Below are 20018 nucleotides of genomic sequence, written 5' to 3'. Positions count from 1 at the left end.
ACGAGGTCCACCCTACGGCCGAACGTGTGAGGGACGTCTCTTCCGGCGTGAGCAGAATGCGCAGAACCAGCACAACGATCAGTACGCACGAAAGGTGGATCAACGGCCGACGCGTGACCCGGGTCACTTATCGTCGTCGGGAGAGGCTCGGACCGAGCCATGCACCCGCACCCTCCGACCCAGGAAAGTGGATCCCCGTGAGTTCACCACCAGATCAGGCCCAGCAGGGCACGCGACGCCGGCACCCGGTCGCCATGACGGTCTACGGCGTCGTCGCCGCCGCCGTGATCGGCCTGGCCGCCTTCTTCTCGTTCCAGTCCGCCACGGCCGGCTCGGACATCCGGGCCAACATGACCCTGATCGCCCCGGCCGGTGCCGGCGGCGGCTGGGACACGTTCATGCGGGAGCAGCAGCAGGCCATGCGGGTCAACAGCCTGGTCAACAACACCCAGGTGGTGAACATCCCCGGTGCGGCCGGCACCATCGGGCTCGGCCAGCTCTCCACCATGGAGGGCCAGGCCAACACCCTGATGGTCACGGGTGCGGGGCTGGTCGCCGGTGTCGCGCAGCTGGACTCGGCCGTCACGCACGACGACGTGCGCCCGATCGCCCGGGTGGTCGAGGAGTACGACGTCGTCGTGGTCCCCGCCGACTCCCCCTACGAGACGATCGACGAGCTCGTCGAGGACTGGCGGGCGAACCCCGCCGAGGTCGCCTGGACCGGTGGCGGCACCTTCGACCAGCTCGTCATGACCGAGCTCGCCCTCGAGACCGGCATCGACCCGTCCGAGACCACCTACATCCCGAAGTCCGGCGGCGGCGAGGCCACCCAGGCCCTGATCACGGGCACCGCGGACGCGGCCACCTCCGGGTACATGGACGTGGCCGACCAGATCGAGGCCGGGCGCCTGAAGGCCCTGGGCATGGCCGCCCCGGAGCGGCTCGAGGGCGTCGACATCCCGACCCTCACCGAGCAGGGCTACGCCGTGGACCTGGCCAACTGGCGGGCCGTCCTGGCCCCGCCCGGGATCACCGACGAGGAGTTCGCCGAGCTGCGGGCCCTGGTCGAGGAGTCCATCGCCACCCCGGAGTGGCAGGAAGCCATCGAGCGCAACAAGTGGACCGAGGTGTACCTCGCGGGCGAAGAGTTCGACGAGTTCATGGCCTCGGAGCAGGAGCGCATCGCCATGCTGGTAGAGGAGATCTCCTGATGAGCACCCCCACGTCCTCGCACACCGGCGCCGCCGGAGAGCACCTGACCGACGTCCGGCCCCCGGAGGAGCAGCGGCCGGACACCGAGAGCTCCTGGTGGAGCGGGCGCAGCGGCCTCGTGGTGCCAGCGGTGATGGCCGCCTTCAGCACCTACCTGCTGATCGGCGCCCTGACCATGGACATCCCGGAGGGCACCGACTTCCCCGGCCCCACGTTCTACCCGCTGATCCTCACCGTGGCCGGCTACGTCCTGGCCGCCCTGCTCACCCTCCACTACCTGCGCACCCCCGAGCACCCCGAGGAGCTCTCGGCGCGCACCTGGCGGAGCCACTCGGACTGGTCCGCGGTGCTCTGGTCCGCGGGTGGGTTCCTGGCGTTCGCGCTGAGCCTCGAGGTGCTGGGCTGGATCCTGGCCGCCGCCCTGCTGTTCTGGGCCGTGGCCCGGGGCTTCGGCAGCCGCCGGCCCCTGTTCGACATCTCGCTCGCCCTGCTCGTGAGCAGCGCGATCTACCTGGCATTCACCGTCGGCCTGGGGCTCACCCTCCCGTCCGGCATCCTGGGAGGCGGTTTCTGACATGGACGCACTCAATCTGTTGATGGACGGGTTCGCCGGCGCGCTGACCCCCATGAACCTGCTGTGGGTGGTGGTGGGCTGTCTGCTCGGCACCGCCGTGGGCGTGCTGCCGGGCCTGGGCTCCTCCATGGCCGTGGCCCTCCTGCTCCCCATGACCTTCGCCCTGGACCCCACCGCGGCGTTCATCCTGTTCGCCGGCGTGTACTTCGGCGGCCTGTTCGGCGACTCGACGATGGCCATCCTGATGAACACCCCGGGACAGGGCTCCGCGATCGCCTCGACCTTCGAGGGCCACAAGATGGCCAAGGACGGCCGGGCCCCGCAGGCCCTGGCCACCGCGGCCATCGGCGCGTTCATCGGCGGCATGGTCGCCTCCGTGGTCGTGGTCTTCCTGGCGCCCAAGCTCGCCGACTTCTCCGCGAACTTCGGCCCAGCCGAGTACTTCGCCCTGGCCCTGTTCGCCTTCGTGGCCACGTCCTCGGTGGTCTCCGACTCCGCGGTCAAGGGCCTGGCCTCCCTGGTCCTCGGCCTGGGCATCGCCACCGTGGGCATCGACGCGATCTCCGGTTCGGAGCGCTTCACCTACGGCTCCGCCAACCTGTTCGACGGCATCTCGCTGGTCACCGTCTCGGTGGCGATCCTGGCCCTGGGCGAGGTCTTCCACGTGGCCTCCCGGATCCGCCGCGACCCGGCCGCCCACCAGATGAAGGTCACCGGGCGCCCCTTCCTCTCCCGCGCCGAGCTCAAGGAGGCTGCCCCGGCGTGGGCGCGCGGCACCGCGATCGGCCTGCCCTTCGGGGTCATCCCGGTCGGTGGCGCCGAGGTGCCGACGTTCATGTCCTACGACCTCGAGCGCCGGCTCGACCGCCGCCGCCCGAACCCGGTGTTCGGCAAGGGCGCGATCCGCGGCCTGGCCGCCCCCGAGGCCGCCGGCAACGCCACCACCGGCACCGCGATGGGTGCGCTGCTGGCCCTGGGCCTGCCGGTCTCGGCGACCGCGGCGATCATGCTCGCGGCCTTCCAGCAGTACGGCCTGCAGCCGGGCCCGCTGCTGTTCGACCGGGCCCCCGAGCTCGTGTGGGCGCTGCTGGCCAGCTTCTTCATCGCGATGGTCGTGCTGCTGGTCATCAACCTGCCCTTCGCCCAGCTGTGGGCGAAGCTCCTGCTGATCCCCAGCCAGTACCTCTACGCCGGGATCACGGTCTTCTGCGGCCTGGGCATCTACGCGACCTCCGGGGCGATCTTCGACCTGCTGCTGCTGCTCGGGCTGGGCGTGCTGGGTTTCATCATGCGCCGCCACGGCGTGCCGGTGGCCCCGCTGCTGATCGGCATGGTGCTGGGCCCGCTGGCCGAGACCAACCTGCGCGACGGCCTGCTGTCCTCCAACGGCGACTACTCGGTCTTCGTCACCGGGCCCATCCCGCTGGTGCTCTACGGCCTGCTGTTCATCGTGCTGGCGCTGACCGTCCGGTCCAAGATCGTCAACCGCGCCCGCCAGGACGTGTAGTCCCCCGCCCTGCCCGCACGCCGGACCCCGGCGTGCGGGTGCCCACGATGCCCGCCCCTCACCACGCCTCCGTGTGGTCAGGGGCGGGCATCGTGGTCACCGGGCCGTGCGGCGCGGATCGGCTCGATCGGGCTCGGCCGGTGCGGAGAGCACCCGTGACGCCGCACCATGGTGCTCAGTCGTAGCCGCCCACCACGGTCTGGTCCCAGTCGATCACCGACCCGGTGACCACGCCGCTGCGCGGGGAAAGCAGGTAGACGAGGAACTCCGCGATCTCGTCCGGGTCCCCGAGCCGGCCCATGGGCAGCCCCGCAGCGGCCCGCTCCTGCCAGTCGTCCCCGGCGCCGTGGGCTTCGCGCTGGATCCAGTCCTCGCCCTCGGTGGCCGTCCAGCCGATGTTCACGCCGTTGATCCGGATCCGGTCCCACCGGTGGGCGTGGGCGGCGTTGCGGGTGAGTCCGGCCAGCCCTGCCTTCGCCGCGACGTACGGCGCCAGGTAGGGCTGGCCGCCGTGGGCGGAGAGACTGATGACATTGACGATCGCGCCGGGGGCACCACGGCTCCGGAAGTGCCGGATCGCCTCGGACATGATGAGGAACGGCGCCCGCAGGTTGACCGCCACGTGCTGGTCGAAGAGCTCCGCGGTGGTGTCCAGCATGGTCCCGCGCGTGGTGAGCCCGGCCGCGTTGACCACGGCGTCGAGCCTGCCGAACCGCTCCACCGTGCGCGGCACCATGAACGCGGCCTGCCCGGTGTCTGCCAGGTCCGCGCCCACGAACTCGGCGTCCGCGCCCAGGTCCCTCAGCCGCGCCACGGTGTGGCGCCCGGCGTCCGCGTCCCGGCCGGTGACCGCGATCCCGGCGGTTCCCTCGAGGGCCGCCCGGCGGGCGGCGGCGGCACCCAGACCGCGTGTTCCTCCCGTCACGAGCGCCACGGCGTTCTCGAGCTGTCCGCTCATGCCTGTCGTCCCTCCCGGCTCGTTTTCGCGGCCGTCGGTTCCGCCCCGATCCTCGTCCTGATCTCCGCCACCTCGACCCGCCGCCCCTCCGCCGCCGACCGCGTCGCGGCCTCGGCGAGCACGCTCGCGGCCAGCCCGTCCTCCAGGCCCGGGGAGCCGGTCTCCTCCCCGCGGACGGCCCGGACGAACCGGTGCAGCTCCGCGGCATAGGCGTCCCGGTAGCGCTCCAGGAAGAACGGCTCGCAGGGGTCCGCCCGGCCGCAGCCTGCCGGCCCTGACGCTTGCACCGTCGTCGGCAGCGGATTGCCCACGGTGAGCGTCCCGAGCGGCCCGGAGACCTCCAGCCGCTGGTCGTAGCCGTAGGAGCAGTGCCGCGAGTTCGTGATGACCACCTGCTCCCCGCGGGCGCCCTCGAGGACGGCCACGGCGGTATCGGCGTCGCCCGGCTCGGCGATCTCCCGGCTGAACACCGTGGAGCCGGAGGCCGTCACGCGCACGATATCGGGCACGAAGAACCGCGCCATGTCGAGGTCGTGGATCATCATGTCGCGGAAGATCCCGCCGGACCCGGCGAGGTAGCCCGCCGGAGGCGGGGCCGGGTCCCTGCTGGTGATCCCCAGCTGCTCCACCGGGCCGATCTCCCCGGCCCGCACGCGGGTCCAGCAGGCCGCGAAGTGGGGGTCGAAGCGTCGGTTGAACCCGATCATCGCCGGAGGCCTGTCGGCCGGCGGGTGCTCCCGCAGAAGGTCCGCCGCGCGGCGCACGTCCAGGTCGAGGGGCTTCTCGCACAGCACCGGGATTCCCAGGCGCAGGGCCGCGTCGACGAGTTCGGTGTGGGTGGGGGTCGGGGAGCAGACCACGCACGCGTCGATCTCCCCGGATGCCAGTGCCTCGAGCGCATCCGTGCCGTGCGCGGCGCCGTACCGGCCGGCCACCGCGGCGGCTGCGGCCTCCACGACGTCGACGACCCGCGTGAGGACCGTGTCCGGATGGACGGCGAGAGCGGCGGCGTGGACCTGGCCGATGCGTCCGGCGCCGACGAGGAGCACAGCCAGGGGCCGGGTGCCGGCCGCGCTCATTGCCGCACGCCGGAGCGCCGTCGCGCCATGGCGCGCAGGCCGTCCCCGACCTCGGCCGGCTCCGTGCCGGCCTCGAGGTGGTGCAGCACGAACTCGGCCTGGGTCCGGGGGGCGAGCCCGCCGACCGGCTGGTCGAGGTCGAGGTCCGCGGGGAACGCGTAGCCCTCGGCCGAGGCGGCGACGACGTTGCGCAGCCAGCGCTCCGGCGCGCCCTCGGCACGCCGCCGGAGCAGCACGGGGTACAGGGCCGTGGACATCGCCGTGCGGTCCACGGTCTCCATGGCGCGCCCGAAGCCGGAGGAGATCTGGAGCAGGTTGGCCATCCGGCGGATGTTGCGGGACCGGTTGTGCCCGGCACCGTGGAAGAGCGCGGGATTGAAGAACACGGCGTCGCCGGTGGACAGCGGCAGCTGCACGTGGTGCCGGTCGAAGTACTCGACGAACTCCTCCTGGTGGACGGCGAGGTAGCCGGGAGCGTACTTCTGCGAGTGCGGGAGGAACATGGTCGGTCCGGACTCCACCGGCATGTCCCCGTGGGCGACCGCGCCCTGCAGGGTCAGCGCCGGGGAGAGCAGGTGCACGTGCGCGGGGTACCGGGCGGCCTGCTCTGCGGACATGAAGCCCAGGTGGTAGTCCCGGTGCGCCGTCTGGGCGGCCCCGCCCGGATTGACCACGTTGATCTGGGAGGTCACCTGGTAGCCGGCCCCCAGCCACGCCTCGGAGACCAGGGCGATGAGATCGTTCGCGTAGTAGTCGGCGAAGGCCTCTGGGTCGGCCAGCGCGAACTTGTCGGCCGCGCCCCACACCCGGTCGTTGGCGCCGGGAGCGGCGAAGTGGTCCCCGGCGGCGGTCCCGGCCTCCTTCTGGGCCCGGATCAGCCCCTCGAACGCGGCGGTCGCCCGGTCCACGACGGCACCGTCCGGGAAGGCGCCCTGCAGCACCACCACGCCGGGCCCGCACTCCAGGGCGTGCGCAAGCTCGGCCTGGACCTCCCGCCGCCGCGCGGGGTCCTGGACCACGGCCTGCAGCCCGGGCCCGTACAGCAGCACGTTCTGCTCGACGGCGGTGGCGTGGGGATACTCGGCGGGATCGGTGACGACCTCCACGTCCTCGCGGAAGTCCTCGAGCCGGCAGTCGGCGGGGGTGAACCAGCGGGCCGCGCGGCGGGCGGTGGCGGGGTCCAGGGTCATGGCAGTTCCTCTCTCCGGCAGCCCTCGGTGCAGGGCCTCGTGCAGGGCCAGCCTTCCGCTTGCCGCGGTGCCGGGCAATGCCCATTTCCCTCAGGAATCCCTCAGTCCTGTACTCCGCGAGCCCGGCAGGGATAGGCTCCGGAACGGCCCGGCTCGGGACTGCTCCGGGCCGGTCGGTTCCCGAAGGCTCCCGCACGAGATCAGGAGACCCGAAGTGCCCCACCGCTACCCGATCCGGGAGATCGCCCGCCAGGCGGGGGTCAGCGACGCCACGGTCGACCGCGTGCTGCACGGCCGAGCCGGTGTGCGGGCAGGAACCGCCGGGCTCGTGCACCAGGCGATCCGGGACCTGGACGCCCAGCGCACGCAGCTGGAGCTGACAGGGCGGCGGTTCATGGTCGACGTCGTCGTCGACGCCCCCACGCGGTTCACCGCAGCCGTCCGGCAGGGACTCGAAGCAGCCCTGCCCGGTCTGCGCCCGGCCGTCTTCCGGGCACGGTTCTCCTTCCAGGAGCGGTGGGACCCCGACGGCTGCGCGGAAGTGCTGCGGCGCATCGCCGACCGAGGCACCCAGGGCGTGATCCTCAAGGCCCCGGACGTACCCGTGGTCAGCACCGCGGTGGCCGAGCTCGAGGCGGCCGGCATCCCGGTGGTCACGCTGGTGACCGATCTGCCGGACAGCCCCCGCCGGGCCTACGTGGGCTTCGACAACCGAGCGGCCGGGGCGACCGCGGCCTACCTGGTGGAGCAGTGGATGCGCGACCGCCCCGGTTCCGTGGCCGTGGTCGTGAGCAACGACTGGTTCCACGGCGAGGAGCAGCGGGGCAACGGCTTCCGGAGCACCCTGCGCGCGCTGGACCCGGAGCGGGCGGTGCTGGACCTGCCCGGCGGCGACGGCCTCGACCGCACCACCCGGGACTTGTTCCGCAGGGCCCTGACCGAGCACCCGGAGCTCGACGCCGTCTACTCCGTGGGCGGCGGCAACCGCGGGATCATGGCCGCCTTCGACGACGCCGGGCGCGCCCCGCGGGTCGTCGTCGGCCACGACCTGGCTCCGGAGAACGTGGAGCTGCTGCGGGCCGGGCGGATCCACGCCGTGCTGCACCACGACCTCGAGCAGGACCTGCAGCGGTGCTGCAGGATCGTCATGGAGGCCCACGGCGCGATCCCTCCGGAGGAACGCCGCCACCACTCGATGATCGACGTCATCACGCCGTACAACGTGCCCGCGGGCCTGTGATCGGCCGCCGGACGGTGCCGGTCCCCGCAGCGGAGTGGCCGTCCGGCGCCGATCTCACGTTCCGTCCGGTGCGGACGTCTACGAGGTGATGGACACGAAAGAGCCTTTCGAGACGCAGGTGACCCGGCACGGCCCCGTGGTGTGGCGGGTCTGCCGGGCAGTGCTGAGCACGTTCGCGGACGCCGAGGACGCGTGGTCGGAGACGTTCCTGGCCGCGTTGCGGGCGTACCCGGACCTGCCGGCCACGGCGAACGTGCAGGCGTGGCTGGTGACGATCGCCCACCGCAAGGCGGTCGACGTCCTCCGGGCCCGGTCCCGGGCGGCGGTGCCCGTGGCCACCCTCCCGGAGCCACCGGCCCACCGGGACGCCCCGCACGAGCACGACTCCCCGCTGTGGGCGGCGGTGGCCGCCCTGCCGCCCAAGCAGCGGCACGCCGTGGCCTACCGCTATCTGGGCGGACTGCCCTACCGGCAGATCGCCGAGCTGCTCGGCGGCACCCCGGAGGCCGCCCGCCGGGCCGCCTCGGACGGCGTGGCCGCCCTCCGCAAGGCCCTCATCACGACCGCCCCCGCGAACGGCACGGGAACCCGCGCCGGGAACCACACCGAGGCTCTCCCGGGGAACCGCGCCGGGAACCGCACGGGGCACCACACCCAGCTCGACCGGACAGGAGAGGACCGATGACCACGAACACCCTCGGCTCGACCCCGCGCTCCCCCCTGCGGAGCCTCCGCGCCGACCCCGTGCCGGAGACCGTGCTGCGCGGTCTGCACCGGCGCCTGGAGGAGGGGGCCGCCCGGGCGGGGTTGCTCGACGTCGCGTTCACGACCGTCAGCACCCCGGTGGGCGTGCTGCTGCTGGCCGCCACGGAGAAAGGGCTGGTGCGGGTGGCCTACGCGCGGGAGGACCACGATGCGGTCCTGCAGGACCTGGCCCGCCGGATCAGCCCCCGGGTGCTGCACGCCCCGGTCCGCCTGGCACCGGCCGTCCGGCAGCTCGAGGAGTACTTCGCCGGGACGCGCACCGGCTTCGACCTCCCGCTGGACCGGTCGCTCTCGCACGGGTTCCGGCGCCTCGTCCAGGAGCACCTGCCCGACATCGGCTACGGCCGCACGGAGAGCTACGGCGCGGTCGCCCGGTCGGTCGGGCGCCCGCAGGCCGTGCGGGCGGTGGGCACGGCCTGCGCCACGAACCCCCTGCCGGTGGTCGTCCCGTGCCACCGCGTGCTGCGCGGCGACGGCGGCCTGGGCGGGTACGTCGGCGGCCTGGAGGCCAAGGCGGCGCTGCTCGAGCTGGAGGCGGCGGCCTGAGCAGGATCGGCCGCCCCGGTACGACGTGCCGGCTCCGCGCCGCACCTCAGAGGCGCGGCGCGGCGTCCGCGTGCCGGGTGGCGTGGTCGTAGGCGCGGGCGGTCCGGAGCAGCTCGACGTCGCGCCCGTGCGCGGCGACGAGCTGCAGCCCCACGGGCAGCCCGCCGGGGCTGAAGCCGCCCGGCACCGAGACGGCCGGGCACCCGGTGGCCGAGATCAGGCTCGCCGAGCGCATCCACTCGACATATGTCTGCATCGGCATACCCGCGACCGTGCGGGGCCAGCGCTCCGCCGACGGGAACGGCAGCACCTGGGAGGTGGGGGTCAGCAGCACGTCCCAGCGGCCGAAGAACGCGCGCACTGCCTCGTGCAGGCGCGTGCGCGCCAGGGCCGCGTCCATGAGCTGCTCGGCGGTCAGCGCCAGGCCCTTCTCCACGTTCCACACGATCTCCGGCTTCACGAGCTCCCGGTGCTCCGCGACCACCTCGCGCAGATTCACGGCCATGTCGAAGGCCCGGGTCACGTCGAACACCTCGTCGGCGTCGCGCAGGTCCGGGACGGCCTCCTCGACCACGGCACCGAGCTCCTCGAACACCCGCGCCTGGGCGACCAGCACCTCGACGATCTCCGGCTCCACCGGGACGCCGAGGCCGAAGTCCGCGCTCAGCCCGATCCGCACGCCGGCCAGGGGGCGGGCCCCCGGGTCGGGCGGGTCCTCCGCCGCGAGCGCCCGGAACCCGGTCCGCGGTGCCGGGCAGTCCAGGGGGATCCGCGGGTCGGGGCCGGCCAGCACGGACATGGCCAGGGCGAGGTCGTCCACGCTGCGGGCCAGCGGACCGGAGCGGCCCAGCCACGCCCAGGCGTTGCCGGCCGGGGCCGAGGGCACGACCCCGGCGGAGGGCCGGAAGCCGGCGATGCCGCAGAACGCGGCCGGGTTGCGCAGGGACCCGCCCATGTCGGAGCCGTCGCCCAGGGGCTGGATCCGGGACGCGATCGCCGCGGCCGCCCCGCCGCTGGACCCGCCCGCGCTGCGGTCGAGCGCCCAGGGGTTGTGCGTGGTCCCGAAGACCTCGTTGAAGCTGTGGGAGCCCGCGGCGAACTCGGGCACGTTGTTCTTCCCGGTGCTGATCACCCCGGCCGCCGTGAACCGGGCGACGATCAGGTCGTCGTGCTCCGGGACGTGCTCGGCGAACACCGGGGAGCCGGACGTGGTGCGGATCCCGGCGGTGGCGTGGGTGTCCTTGTGCGTCATCGGCACCCCGTGCAGGGGCGGCAGCTCGGCGGCGGGTGTGGCGGCGGTGAGCTCGTCGGCGCGGGCGGCGGCCGCGTACGCCTGCTCGCGGACCTGCGTGACCACGGCGTTCACGGCGGGGTTCACGGCGTCGATCCGGGCGAAGTGGGCGTCGAGCACCTCCCGCGCGGAGACCGTGCGGGCCCGGACGGCCGCGGCGAGCTCCCGCGCGGAGAGCCGGCAGGGGTCGGTGGGGTCGGTGGTCATACAGGCACCGTACGCCGGGCTCCGGTCCCCGGAAGGGCGCCCGGCGGCGTGCCCCCGTAGCATTGGAGGATGCTCTCCCTCCACGGACCTTCTCTTCCGATCCCGTCCCGGCCCCGGAGCGGAGGTGAGCGCTGATGTGCGGCATCGCCGGTGAGGTCCGGTTCGACGGCGCCGGCGCGGACCCGGGCACGATCCACCACATGACGTGCGCCCAGGCCGGCCGCGGCCCGGACGGGCAGGGCGCCTGGGCCCAGGGGCCGGTGGCCATGGGCCACTGCCGGCTGAAGATCGTCGACCTGAGCCCCTCGGGCGGGCAGCCGATGGTCGACTCCCGGCTGGGTCTGTCGATCGTGTTCAACGGGATGATCTACAACTACCGGCAGCTGCGCGAGGAGCTGCGCGGGATGGGCTACGAGTTCTTCTCCACCTCGGACACCGAGGTCGCCCTGAAGGCCTACCACCGCTGGGGCCGGGAGTGCGTCTACCACTTCCACGGCATGTTCGCCTTCGCCATCACCGAGCACACGAGCGGGCGCACCGTCCTGGCGCGGGACCGACTGGGCATCAAGCCGCTCTACGTCGACCACACGGGGGCGCGGCTGCGGTTCGCGTCCACGGTGCAGGCGCTGCTGGCGGCCGGGGACGTCGACACCTCGATCGACCGCACGGCCCTGTCCTACTACCTCACCTTCCACTCGGTGGTCCCGGCCCCGCGCACGATCCTCAAGGGCGTGCGGAAGATGCCGCCGGCGACCGTGCGCACGGTCGAGCCCGACGGCTCGGCCTCGGACCACGAGTACTGGAACCCCCAGTTCACCCGCGACGAGGACCGCTCGGGCTGGTCCGAGCAGGACTGGCAGGACGGGCTCGTCGAGAAGCTGCGCACCGCGGTGAAGCGGCGCATGGTGGCGGACGTCCCCGTGGGCGTGCTGCTCTCCGGCGGCATCGACTCGAGCCTCGTTGTCGCCCTGCTCGCGGAGAGCGGGCAGGAGGACCTGCAGACGTTCAGCATCGGCTTCGAGTCCCGGGGCGAGGAGTCCGGGGACGAGTTCGAGTTCTCGTCCCTCGTGGCCCGCCGCTTCGGCACCGACCACCACCAGATCGCGATCGACGACGCCCGCCTGGTCCCGGCGATCGACCGGACCGTCGCCGCGATGAGCGAGCCCATGATCAGCCACGACTGCGTGGCCTTCTACCTGCTCAGCGAGGAGGTCTCGAAGCACGTCAAGGTGGTGCAGTCGGGGCAGGGCGCCGACGAGGTGCTCGGCGGCTATCACTGGTACCCGCCGCTGGCCGACGTCGCGCGCGACGACGCCCGGAAGACCTACTCCCAGTCGTTCTTCGACCGGCCGTGGTCCCGGCTCGCGAAGGTGCTCTCCCCCGAGTGGATGGCGACCCACGACGCGCCGACCGCGTTCATCGAGCGCCACTTCGGCCGCCCCGGCGCGGAGACGGCCGTGGACGCCGCTCTGCGCACCGACTCCACGGTGATGCTCGTGGACGACCCCGTGAAGCGCGTGGACAACATGACCATGTCGTGGGGCCTCGAGGCGCGGGTGCCGTTCCTCGACCACGAACTCGTGGAGTTCGCCGGGCGCATCCCGCCGGAGCTCAAGCTCGCCGACGGCGGCAAGGGCGTGCTCAAGCGCGCGGCGCGCGGCATCGTCCCGGACGAGGTGATCGACCGGAAGAAGGGCTACTTCCCGGTCCCGGCGATCCGCACCCTCGAGGGCGGGACCCTGGACCGGGTCGAGGCCGCCCTGACCGACCCGGCGGCGGTGCGGCGCGGGCTCTACAACTCGGAGGTCGTGGAGACCCTGCTGGCCGACCCGAACCAGCACCACACGCCGCTGCGCTCGAACGTGCTGTGGCAGCTGGGCCTGCTGGAGATGTGGCTGCAGGAGAACGGCATCTCCTGACGGCACGGGACCGGACCGACGACGGCGCGCCCCGTCACCCGCTGCGGGTGACGGGGCGCGCCGTCCTCGCCGGGGACCTCCGCGTCAGTCGCGCCGGCCGGCGCCGACGAGCTCGCGCTCGGCGTCCGGGCCCGGCGCCGCGTCGCCCCAGCCGCTCGGGCCGGCCGCGGCGGCCGGGCCCTCGGGATGGGGGGTGCGGTCGCGGCGCAGGGAGTCGCCCTCCACGTCCACGTTCGGCAGGATCCGGTCGAGCCAGCGGGGCAGCCACCAGGCCCGGTCGCCGAGCAGGTGCATGACCGCGGGGATCAGCGTCATGCGCACCACGAAGGCGTCGACGAGCACGCCGAAGGCGAGCCCGAAGCCCAGGGGCCGGATCATCGCCATGTGGGAGAACATGAAGCCGGCGAACACCGAGATCATGATGATCGCCGCGGCGGTGACCACGGCCCGGCCGGCCTGGAGCCCCTCCTGCACGGCGGCCCGCGCCGAGCGGCCGTGCACGAACGCCTCCCGCATCCCGGAGACGAGGAACAGCTGGTAGTCCATGGCCAGGCCGAACAGCACGCCCACGAGGATGGTGGGCAGGAAGCTCAGGACCGGGCCCGGCGCGTGCACGCCGAGCAGACCGCCCAGCCAGCCCCACTGGTAGATCGCCACCACCGCGCCGAACGCGGCGAAGAGGGAGAGCATGAACCCGGCGGTCGCCACGACCGGCACGAGGACCGAGCGGAAGACGAGCACCAGCAGCACCAGGGACAGCCCGATCACCACGGTGAGGTACAGCGGCAGCGCGTCGGCCAGCAGCTGGGAGACGTCGATGTTGCCGCCGGTCTGGCCGGTGACGCCGATGCTCACCCCGAGTTCGTCCTCCAGGGCGGGGGACAGGGCGCGCAGGTCGTTGACGAGCCGCTCGGTGGACTCGGCGGCCGGGCCGTCCACGGGCACGACCTGGAACGCGGCGGTCCGGCGGTCCTCCGACAGCCCCGCCGGGACCACCGAGACGACGTCGTCCTCCGCCATGAGCTCCTCGCCCACGGCGAGCTGCAGATCGGCGGCCCCGGACTCGTCCGTGCCCTCCGGCAGGTCGGCGACCACGAGCAGCGGGCCGTTGGCGCCGGCGCCGAACTTCTCGTCGAGGACCTGGTAGGTGCGGTACTGGGTGGAGTCCTCGGGCTCGGAGGAGGCGTCCGGCAGGCCCAGGCGCATCGAGGCCGCGGGGAGCGCGACGACGACGAGCGCGAGCACACCGGCCACGAGGGTCAGCACCGGGTGGCGGGTGGCCACCCCGGGGCGGGGCTCCCCGAGGTGGGCGGGCCGGCGGGCCGCGCGGGTCCGGGCGCGGGCGGAGAGCAGCCGCTCCCCCACCAGGGACAGCAGCGCCGGGGTGAGGGTCACGGCGACCAGCACGGCCACGGCCACGCAGACCGCCGCCGCAGTGCCCATGACGCCCAGGAACGGGATGCCGGTGACGTTGAGCGCCGCCAGGGCGATGATCACGGTCAGCCCGGCGAAGACCACCGCGTTGCCGGAGGTCCCGGTGGCCAGGCCGATGGACTCGTGCAGCTCCGTGCCGGCCAGCAGCTGCTGGCGGTGCCGGTTGAGGATGAACAGCGAGTAGTCGATGCCCACGGCCAGTCCGAGCATGACGCCCAGCATCGGGGTCACCGACATCATGTCCAGCACCCCGGAGAAGGACAGCACGCCGAGGGCGCCGACGGACACGCCGGTGAGTGCCATCAGGATGGGCAGGCCGGCGGCCACGAGGGTGCCGAGCATGACGAGCAGCACGATCCCGGCGATGACCACGCCGATCACCTCGGCGGGGCCGACGAGCTGGGAGATGTCCTGGGCGATCTCCAGGGAGTAGTCGACCTGCACGCCCTCGATCTCCGTGCCGTCCACGGCGGCCTGGAGGGACTCCTTCTCCTCGGCGGTGACCGCCTGCTGCTCGGCGGTGAAGGTCACCACGGCCATCGCGGTGGTCCCGTCCGCGGAGACCGTGCGGGTCTCCTCGGCCAGGGCCATCATCCGCTCGCCGCGGTCGAGCTCGGGCAGGCCGTCCGCGAGCTGCTCCCGGTTGCGCTCGAGCTCCGCGCGGCCGTCGTCGAGGGCCTCCTGGCGCTCGTCGAGCTCGTCGAGGACCTGGTCGGGGGCGTCGGCCCGCTCGGCCTGCTCCCGGGCGGCGTCGAGCTTCTCCTGGTTCTCGTCGAGCGTGTCCTCGGCGGCGTCGAGCTGCGCGCGGCCGTCGGCGGCCTGTTCGCGCCCGTCCGCGAGCTGCTGCTCCTGCGCCTCGCGCTCGTCCTGGGCGGCGAACGGGTCCAGGACGCCGTCGACGCCCGGGGACTCCTCCGCCTCGGTGAGCGCCTTCCCGATCTGCTCGCGCTGGTCCGCGGTGAACGGGTCGCCGTCCTCGGTCTGGAACACGATCCGGCCGGTGCCGTGGCCGGCGTCGGGCAGCTCGCTCTGCAGGCGGTCGGCCAGCCGCTGGGTCTCGGTGCCGGGAACGGTGATCGCGTTGGTCAGCTGCCCGCCGAAGGCGGCGAAGGCGCCGCCGGCGAGGAGCAGGACCACCGCCCAGGCCGCGACCACGGCCCAGGCGCGACGGGCGGCGAAGCGCCCGAGTCGGTACAGCAGATGTGCCATGTCTCTTCTCTGTCGGTCGTGTTCCGTGGGTCGTGCTCTGGGGGTCGTGCTCTGTCGGTCGGGTCAGTCGGCGAAGCCGTGGCGCAGGCGCTCCACGGCGGTGCGCAGCAGCCGGCGCCAGGTCTCGCGGCTGTCCGGGGTGTCCACCGCGCCGGTCTCCTCGGCCCACCGCTCGAAGGACACGGCCAGGGCGTGGAGCAGCAGGCTTGCGAGCAGGTCCACGGTGAAGGAGGGTGCGCCGGGGACCCGGTCGGTGATCTCGGCGGCCAGCCGGGCGGTGAGGGTCTGGAACACCTCGTGCGCCCACATCGCGGTGATGGGGCTGTCCCCGCTCGCGCCCATCAGGTGGGCGATGTGGCACATGGCGGGGACGAGCTCGGTCCGCTCGATGACGTCGGCCAGCTGCTCGAGGACGGCGCCGGGGCTGGGGTTCGCGGGCGGCGGGGTGGCCTCCACGACGCGCGCGAAGTTGTCGACGAACACGCCGAGCAGCTCGCTGAAGCGCGCGTAGACGGCGTCGTCCGCGGAGGCGAAGTGGTTGAAGATGGTGCGCCGCGAGACCCCGGCCCGATCGGCGAGGTCGTTGACGGTGAAGCGCCCCAGTCCGCGCTCCGCGGCCAGGGCCGCGGCGGCGTCGATGATGGCGCGGCGGTTGTGGTACTTCACGGCCTCCCGCCGGTCCTCCGGGGGGTGGTGCCGGGCGGGCTCGGCGGGCAGGTTCGTCACGAGTCCTGACACTAGGTGCCACCATGCACTCCGTGCAACATTGCACTGTGTGCAACGTGCCACACCGGACGCGGACCACCCGGAACGCCGCCCACGGGTAGCTGAGAGGCGTGACGGATCACGGCCGGGTCACGATCCGCGGCGAGAACCCTGCGGGAGGGCCCTCGGGGGTGGCCGCACGGTGATCCTCCCGCGTACGGTCGTCCCCGTCCTGCCGGAACGGCACCGAGCACAGCACGATGACGAGGAGACCACCATGCACCGCTTCCCCCGGACCGCAGCCTCCGCGGCGGCCGCGCTCCTCCTGGCCGGCACCGCCGCCGGCTGCGCCGAGGAGACCGAGCTGACCCGCGCCGACCAGTCGGGCGTGCCCACCGAGGAGCTCGTGGGCGAGGCCATGACGCTCACCGGCGAGGTGCAGGAGGTCCTGGCCCACCAGGTGATCGCCATCGGCGCGGAGGACACGCTCGTGCTCGCCGACCAGCTGCCGGAGGGGCTGTCCGTGGGCGACGAGGTCGAGGCCACCGGCACGGTGGAGGAGCGGGACGTCTTCACGGTCGACGACTACGAGGCGCTGCAGGCGGTCGCCGACGAGGAGACGGCGCAGCTCTACGTCGACCGCGGCGAGGAGCTCATCCTCGTCGACGCGACCGTGACGCCAACGGACTGACCCTCCATACCCTCCCGTCCGGACGGACGGACGGGCGAGCGCCCGCGCCCCGGGCGGGGTCCGCCGCGCCGGTGCCCTACCGTGGGCCAGGAGCAGACCGGCGCGACCGAGAGGACAGCAGTGGCGAGGAACGACGGCACCCGGCACGAGCACCGGCGGCCGGTCGACGAGGCCGAGCAGCTGGGCCTCGCGGAGGGGCTCGCGCGCCGGCTCGACCGGCCGATGGGCGTGCTGGGCGTGCTGTTCCTGTTCGTGGTGCTCGGGCAGCTGCTCGCCGAGGACCCCGGGCTCGTGGCCCTCCTCAACGTGGTCGGCTGGCTCTTCTGGGCCGTGTTCGTCGGCGAGTTCCTGCTCCGGGCCTACGTCGCCGGGTTCTCCGCCCGGTTCTGGAAGCGCAACTGGTGGCAGGTGCTGTTCCTGCTGCTGCCCTTCCTGCGCTTCGTCCGTGCGCTGCAGGCCGCCCGGCTGCTCCGGCTCACCCGGCTGACGCGGGCGGGGAGCGTGCTCTCGGCCGGGGTGCGCGGCTCCCGTTCGGCGGGGAAGCTGCTGTCCAGCAGGATCGGCTGGCTCGCGGCGGTCACCGGCGTCGTCGTGCTGGTCTCGAGCCAGCTGCTGTACGTCCTCGGCCACTACGCGGGATACGGCCCGGCGCTGTCCGACGCGGCGATGTCCACCGTCACGGGCCGGGAGCTCGGGGCGCAGGGCGGCTTCCCCCGGGTGCTGGAGGTGGTGCTGGCGCTCTACTCGGTGGCCGTCTTCGCGACCCTGGCGGGCTCGGTGGGGGCGTACTTCCTCCGGGGCGAGACCGCGGCCGGGGCCCCGCACTATGCGGGTCCGGACACCGCCGAGTAGGCTGGGGCGGACCGAACAGATCAGCATGCTGTCCTTCCGCACCGGAGGGGCCGTTCTGAGAAGGAGGATCGATGAAGGCTCTGACATGGCAGGGAAAGCGCTCGGTGAGCGTCGAGGAGGTCCCGGATCCGCGGATCCAGGAGCCCACTGACGCGATCGTGCGGATCACGTCGAGCGGGATCTGCGGGTCCGACCTGCACCTGTACGAGGTGCTGGGCCCGTTCATGGACAAGGGTGACATCATCGGCCACGAGCCGATGGGCATCGTCGAGGAGGTCGGCCCGGCCGTCACCCACATCAAGGCCGGGGACCGCGTGGTCATCCCGTTCAACGTCTCCTGCGGGCACTGCTTCATGTGCAACCAGGGGCTGCAGTCGCAGTGCGAGACCACCCAGGTCCGGGAGTACAACAGCGGCGCGGCGTTCCTCGGCTACTCGCGGCTCTACGGCTCCGTGCCGGGCGGGCAGGCCGAGTACCTGCGGGTGCCGCACGCCGACTACGGGCCCATCAAGGTCCCCGAGACCGGCGAGGACGAGCGCTACCTCTACCTGTCCGATGTGGTGCCCACCGCGTGGCAGGCCGTGAAGTACGCCGCTCCCCCGGAGGGCGGCTCCCTGGCCGTGCTGGGCCTGGGCCCGATCGGCCAGATGTCCGCCCGGATCGGCCGGCACCTGGGCTACCGGGTGCTCGCGGTGGACCCGGTCGCCGAGCGCCGGGCCATGGCCGAGCGCCACGGCATCGAGACGCTGGACTCCGCGGGCGACGTGGCGGAGCGGCTCAAGGACCTCACGGACGGCCGCGGCCCGGACTCCGTGGTGGACGCGGTCGGGATGGAGGCGCACGGTTCCCACGTGGCCGGCGCGGCCCACAAGGCGGTGGGGCTGCTGCCGTCCCCGCTGGGCCGCAAGGCGATGGAGACGGCAGGGGTGGACAAGCTCACCGCGCTCTACACCGCCATCGACGCCGTCCGGCGCGGCGGCACGATCTCGCTCAGCGGCGTGTACGGCGGCATGAAGGACCCCATGCCGATGCTCACGCTGTTCGACAAGCAGGTCCAGCTGCGCATGGGCCAGTGCAACGTGAAGTCCTGGATCGACGAGCTCCTGCCGCTCGTGGACGACCCCTCGGACCCGCTGGGCGTCCTCGACCTGGCGACCCACCAGGTGCCGCTGTCGCAGGCGCCGGAGATGTACGAGAAGTTCCAGAAGAAGGAGGACGGCTGCATCAAGGTGGTGCTCAAGCCGTAGTCCCGCCCGCAGCGGTCGTGCCGCCGGCCCCCGTCCCTCGTGAGGGACGGGGGCCGGCGCGCGCCGTCCACGGTGTCCGGTCCACGGCGCTCAGCCGACCGTGATGCACACCCGGGCCGGGAGCAGGGCGTCGAGGTCGCCGTCCAGGGCCAGGGCGGGCGTGCTCGAGCCGAGGGCGGCGGCCGGGACGCCGCGCACCGCCATGCGCAGGGCGAGCTCCGTGGTCAGCCACGGGGTGGTGCCGTAGCCGGGGTTGCCCTGCGCCTCCAGCACGGCGGGGAAGCTGCCGCCCTCGTGGGTGGTGAACACCCCGCGGGTGGTCCAGGACCAGCCGGTGAGCACGTCGCCCGCCGGGCCCGTCCCGGCCTGGGGCAGGACTCCCGCCAGGACGTCGGCGAGCCTCGCCCGCACCGGGTGCGGCAGGGCGGCGGCGAGGCCGGCGAGCGCCTGGAACACCGCCACCGCCACGGCGGCGGCGAAGCGCCCGGCCCCGCGGAGCCCGCCCGCGCGGCCGACGTCCATGGCCTCGCGGAAGGCCAGGGGGTGCGCGGCGGCCCCCGGGACGGGGCTGAGGGCCTGGGTGCGGTGCACCACCGGGGGATTGATCGCCGCGAGCGGGCTCATGGCCGCGAGCACCCGGCCGCGGGCGGTCCGGGCGCGCAGGCGGAGCGGGCTGGTCGCGCGGACGGCGTCGGGGTCCGCGGCGGTCCCGCTGCCCGGCGCGGGGTCCGGGAGACGGGCGGCGACGTCCCCGGTGCGAGCGGGGTCCGGGTCCCGCAGCACCTCGACGAGGCTCTGCACGGTCCCGCCCGAGACCGACTCCGAGAACCCGGTCCCCGGCGGCGTGCGCACGGAGGTGACGAGGTCCGCGGAGCGCAGCGTCTCGCCGCGCGCCGCGGCGTGCCGGCGGGCGGCGTCGACGAGGACGTCGGCGGGCAGGGCCTCGAAGCCCGCCGTGTGCACGATCGCCACCCCGGCGGCCCGCGCGGCCTCGTGCAGGTCCCGGTCGGTGCGGTGGGCGAGCTGCGACTCGCCCGTCAGGTCCAGGTAGTGGGTGCCCTCCGCGACGCACGCGGCGAGCACCGGGGGCGCCAGCCGCGTGTAGGGCCCGGCGAGGTTCACCAGCACGTCGACCCGCCGGACGAATGCGCGCAGCGAGCCGGGCTCCGCGACGTCGGCGTGCAGGACCTCGGGGACGGGGAGGTCCCGTTCGGCGCACAGCGCTCGCACGCGCTCGGGGTCACGGGCGCCGACGACGACGTCCACCCCCGCCTCGGGCGCCCGCGCCAGGAGATGGGCCAGTGCCACGCGCCCGGTGATGCCGGTGGCGCCGAGAAGGCCCACGACGGGCCGGGACGTCTGCTCGGGTTCCATCCGGCCACTCTAGGGGAA

At 73.5% G+C, this 20018-nt stretch carries 17 protein-coding genes; 10 read left to right on the top strand and 7 right to left on the bottom strand.

Features of this window, described 5'->3' with window-relative positions; translation table 11 throughout:
- The first annotated feature begins 254 nt into the window (after nt 1–254).
- Genes H488_RS19790 through H488_RS19780 form a run of 3 tightly spaced genes read left to right on the top strand, consistent with a single transcriptional unit; the run spans nt 255 to nt 3293 of the window.
- A complete protein-coding gene (locus H488_RS19790) occupies nt 255–1211 on the top strand; it encodes a tripartite tricarboxylate transporter substrate binding protein (protein ID WP_017831799.1) in 957 nt (318 codons plus the stop codon).
- Entirely contained in the window at nt 1211–1786 is a 576-nt protein-coding gene (locus tag H488_RS19785) for a tripartite tricarboxylate transporter TctB family protein (RefSeq protein WP_017831798.1), read from the top strand. Before H488_RS19790 ends, H488_RS19785 begins: the two co-directional genes overlap by 1 nt.
- 1 nt (nt 1787) lies before the next feature.
- Nucleotides 1788–3293 (top strand): tripartite tricarboxylate transporter permease, encoded by a 1506-nt coding sequence (locus H488_RS19780; RefSeq protein ID WP_031282151.1) that lies wholly within the window; start codon nt 1788–1790, stop codon nt 3291–3293.
- A 175-nt stretch (nt 3294–3468) separates the two neighbouring features.
- Here H488_RS19780 and H488_RS19775 read toward each other — a convergent pair whose 3' ends face one another.
- Genes H488_RS19775 through H488_RS19765 form a run of 3 tightly spaced genes read right to left on the bottom strand, consistent with a single transcriptional unit; the run spans nt 3469 to nt 6520 of the window.
- The gene (locus H488_RS19775; RefSeq protein ID WP_017831796.1) at nt 3469–4251 is read right to left on the bottom strand and encodes an SDR family oxidoreductase; all 783 of its coding nucleotides are present in this window, start codon (nt 4249–4251) and stop codon (nt 3469–3471) included.
- Nucleotides 4248–5330, bottom strand: a complete 1083-nt coding sequence (locus tag H488_RS19770) for a Gfo/Idh/MocA family protein (RefSeq protein ID WP_043738247.1) — start codon at nt 5328–5330, stop codon at nt 4248–4250. Before H488_RS19770 ends, H488_RS19775 begins: the two co-directional genes overlap by 4 nt.
- A complete protein-coding gene (locus H488_RS19765; RefSeq protein ID WP_017831794.1) occupies nt 5327–6520 on the bottom strand; it encodes a phytanoyl-CoA dioxygenase family protein in 1194 nt (397 codons plus the stop codon). Before H488_RS19765 ends, H488_RS19770 begins: the two co-directional genes overlap by 4 nt.
- A 214-nt stretch (nt 6521–6734) precedes the next feature.
- Here H488_RS19765 and H488_RS19760 point away from each other — a divergent pair, with 214 nt between their 5' ends.
- From H488_RS19760 to H488_RS19750, 3 genes are all read left to right on the top strand, one after another.
- A complete protein-coding gene (locus tag H488_RS19760; RefSeq protein ID WP_017831793.1) occupies nt 6735–7760 on the top strand; it encodes a LacI family DNA-binding transcriptional regulator in 1026 nt (341 codons plus the stop codon).
- 88 nt (nt 7761–7848) lie between these two features.
- Nucleotides 7849–8445: an RNA polymerase sigma factor gene (locus H488_RS19755; RefSeq protein ID WP_017831792.1), complete on the top strand. Its 597-nt coding sequence runs from the start codon at nt 7849–7851 to the stop codon at nt 8443–8445.
- On the top strand, nt 8442–9071 hold the full coding sequence (locus tag H488_RS19750; protein ID WP_017831791.1) for a methylated-DNA--[protein]-cysteine S-methyltransferase: 630 nt from the start codon (nt 8442–8444) through the stop codon (nt 9069–9071). Before H488_RS19755 ends, H488_RS19750 begins: the two co-directional genes overlap by 4 nt.
- 46 nt (nt 9072–9117) lie before the next feature.
- On the opposite strand, the gene H488_RS19745 is transcribed toward H488_RS19750, so the two are convergent.
- A complete protein-coding gene (locus H488_RS19745) occupies nt 9118–10569 on the bottom strand; it encodes an amidase (RefSeq protein ID WP_017831790.1) in 1452 nt (483 codons plus the stop codon).
- Nucleotides 10570–10703: 134 nt separating this feature from the next.
- Here H488_RS19745 and H488_RS19740 point away from each other — a divergent pair, with 134 nt between their 5' ends.
- Nucleotides 10704–12488, top strand: coding sequence for an N-acetylglutaminylglutamine amidotransferase (locus H488_RS19740; RefSeq protein WP_017831789.1), 1785 nt, complete (start codon nt 10704–10706; stop codon nt 12486–12488).
- An 84-nt stretch (nt 12489–12572) separates the two neighbouring features.
- On the opposite strand, the gene H488_RS38315 is transcribed toward H488_RS19740, so the two are convergent.
- On the bottom strand, nt 12573–15131 hold the full coding sequence (locus tag H488_RS38315; RefSeq protein WP_017831788.1) for an MMPL family transporter: 2559 nt from the start codon (nt 15129–15131) through the stop codon (nt 12573–12575).
- 63 nt (nt 15132–15194) lie between these two features.
- Nucleotides 15195–15857: a TetR/AcrR family transcriptional regulator gene (locus H488_RS19730; RefSeq protein ID WP_017831787.1), complete on the bottom strand. Its 663-nt coding sequence runs from the start codon at nt 15855–15857 to the stop codon at nt 15195–15197.
- A gap of 256 nt (nt 15858–16113) precedes the next feature.
- Between H488_RS19730 and H488_RS19725 the strand changes: the two genes are divergently transcribed.
- The 3 genes from H488_RS19725 to H488_RS19715 all read left to right on the top strand — a co-directional run bounded on the left by H488_RS19725 (nt 16114) and on the right by H488_RS19715 (nt 18626).
- Nucleotides 16114–16527: a hypothetical protein gene (locus tag H488_RS19725; protein ID WP_017831786.1), complete on the top strand. Its 414-nt coding sequence runs from the start codon at nt 16114–16116 to the stop codon at nt 16525–16527.
- Between the two features lie 120 nt (nt 16528–16647).
- On the top strand, nt 16648–17379 hold the full coding sequence (locus H488_RS19720; RefSeq protein ID WP_017831785.1) for a hypothetical protein: 732 nt from the start codon (nt 16648–16650) through the stop codon (nt 17377–17379).
- 71 nt (nt 17380–17450) lie between these two features.
- Nucleotides 17451–18626 (top strand): zinc-dependent alcohol dehydrogenase, encoded by a 1176-nt coding sequence (locus H488_RS19715; protein ID WP_017831784.1) that lies wholly within the window; start codon nt 17451–17453, stop codon nt 18624–18626.
- Between the two features lie 90 nt (nt 18627–18716).
- Here H488_RS19715 and H488_RS19710 read toward each other — a convergent pair whose 3' ends face one another.
- Nucleotides 18717–20000 carry a saccharopine dehydrogenase NADP-binding domain-containing protein gene (locus tag H488_RS19710; RefSeq protein WP_017831783.1) on the bottom strand — a complete coding sequence of 428 codons (1284 nt, stop codon included), beginning with the start codon at nt 19998–20000 and terminating at the stop codon, nt 18717–18719.
- Nucleotides 20001–20018 lie beyond the last annotated feature (18 nt).

This window comes from Kocuria sp. UCD-OTCP (genome assembly GCF_000349605.1).
Lineage (GTDB): Bacteria > Actinomycetota > Actinomycetes > Actinomycetales > Micrococcaceae > Kocuria > Kocuria rosea.
The sequence above is the reverse complement of the archived record's forward strand: the minus strand, read 5'-3'. Positions and strand labels throughout refer to the sequence as shown.

Excerpts from the sequence above, each read along its gene's own strand:
- H488_RS19790 (WP_017831799.1), top strand. The coding sequence starts at position 255 with ATGACGGTCTACGGCGTCGTCGCCGCCGCCGTGATCGGCCTGGCCGCC.
- H488_RS19785 (WP_017831798.1), top strand. The coding sequence starts at position 1,211 with ATGAGCACCCCCACGTCCTCGCACACCGGCGCCGCCGGAGAGCACCTG.
- H488_RS19780 (WP_031282151.1), top strand. The coding sequence starts at position 1,788 with ATGGACGCACTCAATCTGTTGATGGACGGGTTCGCCGGCGCGCTGACC.
- H488_RS19775 (WP_017831796.1), bottom strand. The coding sequence starts at position 4,251 with ATGAGCGGACAGCTCGAGAACGCCGTGGCGCTCGTGACGGGAGGAACA.
- H488_RS19770 (WP_043738247.1), bottom strand. The coding sequence starts at position 5,330 with ATGAGCGCGGCCGGCACCCGGCCCCTGGCTGTGCTCCTCGTCGGCGCC.
- H488_RS19765 (WP_017831794.1), bottom strand. The coding sequence starts at position 6,520 with ATGACCCTGGACCCCGCCACCGCCCGCCGCGCGGCCCGCTGGTTCACC.
- H488_RS19755 (WP_017831792.1), top strand. The coding sequence starts at position 7,849 with ATGGACACGAAAGAGCCTTTCGAGACGCAGGTGACCCGGCACGGCCCC.
- H488_RS19750 (WP_017831791.1), top strand. The coding sequence starts at position 8,442 with ATGACCACGAACACCCTCGGCTCGACCCCGCGCTCCCCCCTGCGGAGC.
- H488_RS19745 (WP_017831790.1), bottom strand. The coding sequence starts at position 10,569 with ATGACCACCGACCCCACCGACCCCTGCCGGCTCTCCGCGCGGGAGCTC.
- H488_RS19740 (WP_017831789.1), top strand. The coding sequence starts at position 10,704 with ATGTGCGGCATCGCCGGTGAGGTCCGGTTCGACGGCGCCGGCGCGGAC.
- H488_RS38315 (WP_017831788.1), bottom strand. The coding sequence starts at position 15,131 with ATGGCACATCTGCTGTACCGACTCGGGCGCTTCGCCGCCCGTCGCGCC.
- H488_RS19725 (WP_017831786.1), top strand. The coding sequence starts at position 16,114 with ATGCACCGCTTCCCCCGGACCGCAGCCTCCGCGGCGGCCGCGCTCCTC.
- H488_RS19715 (WP_017831784.1), top strand. The coding sequence starts at position 17,451 with ATGAAGGCTCTGACATGGCAGGGAAAGCGCTCGGTGAGCGTCGAGGAG.
- H488_RS19710 (WP_017831783.1), bottom strand. The coding sequence starts at position 20,000 with ATGGAACCCGAGCAGACGTCCCGGCCCGTCGTGGGCCTTCTCGGCGCC.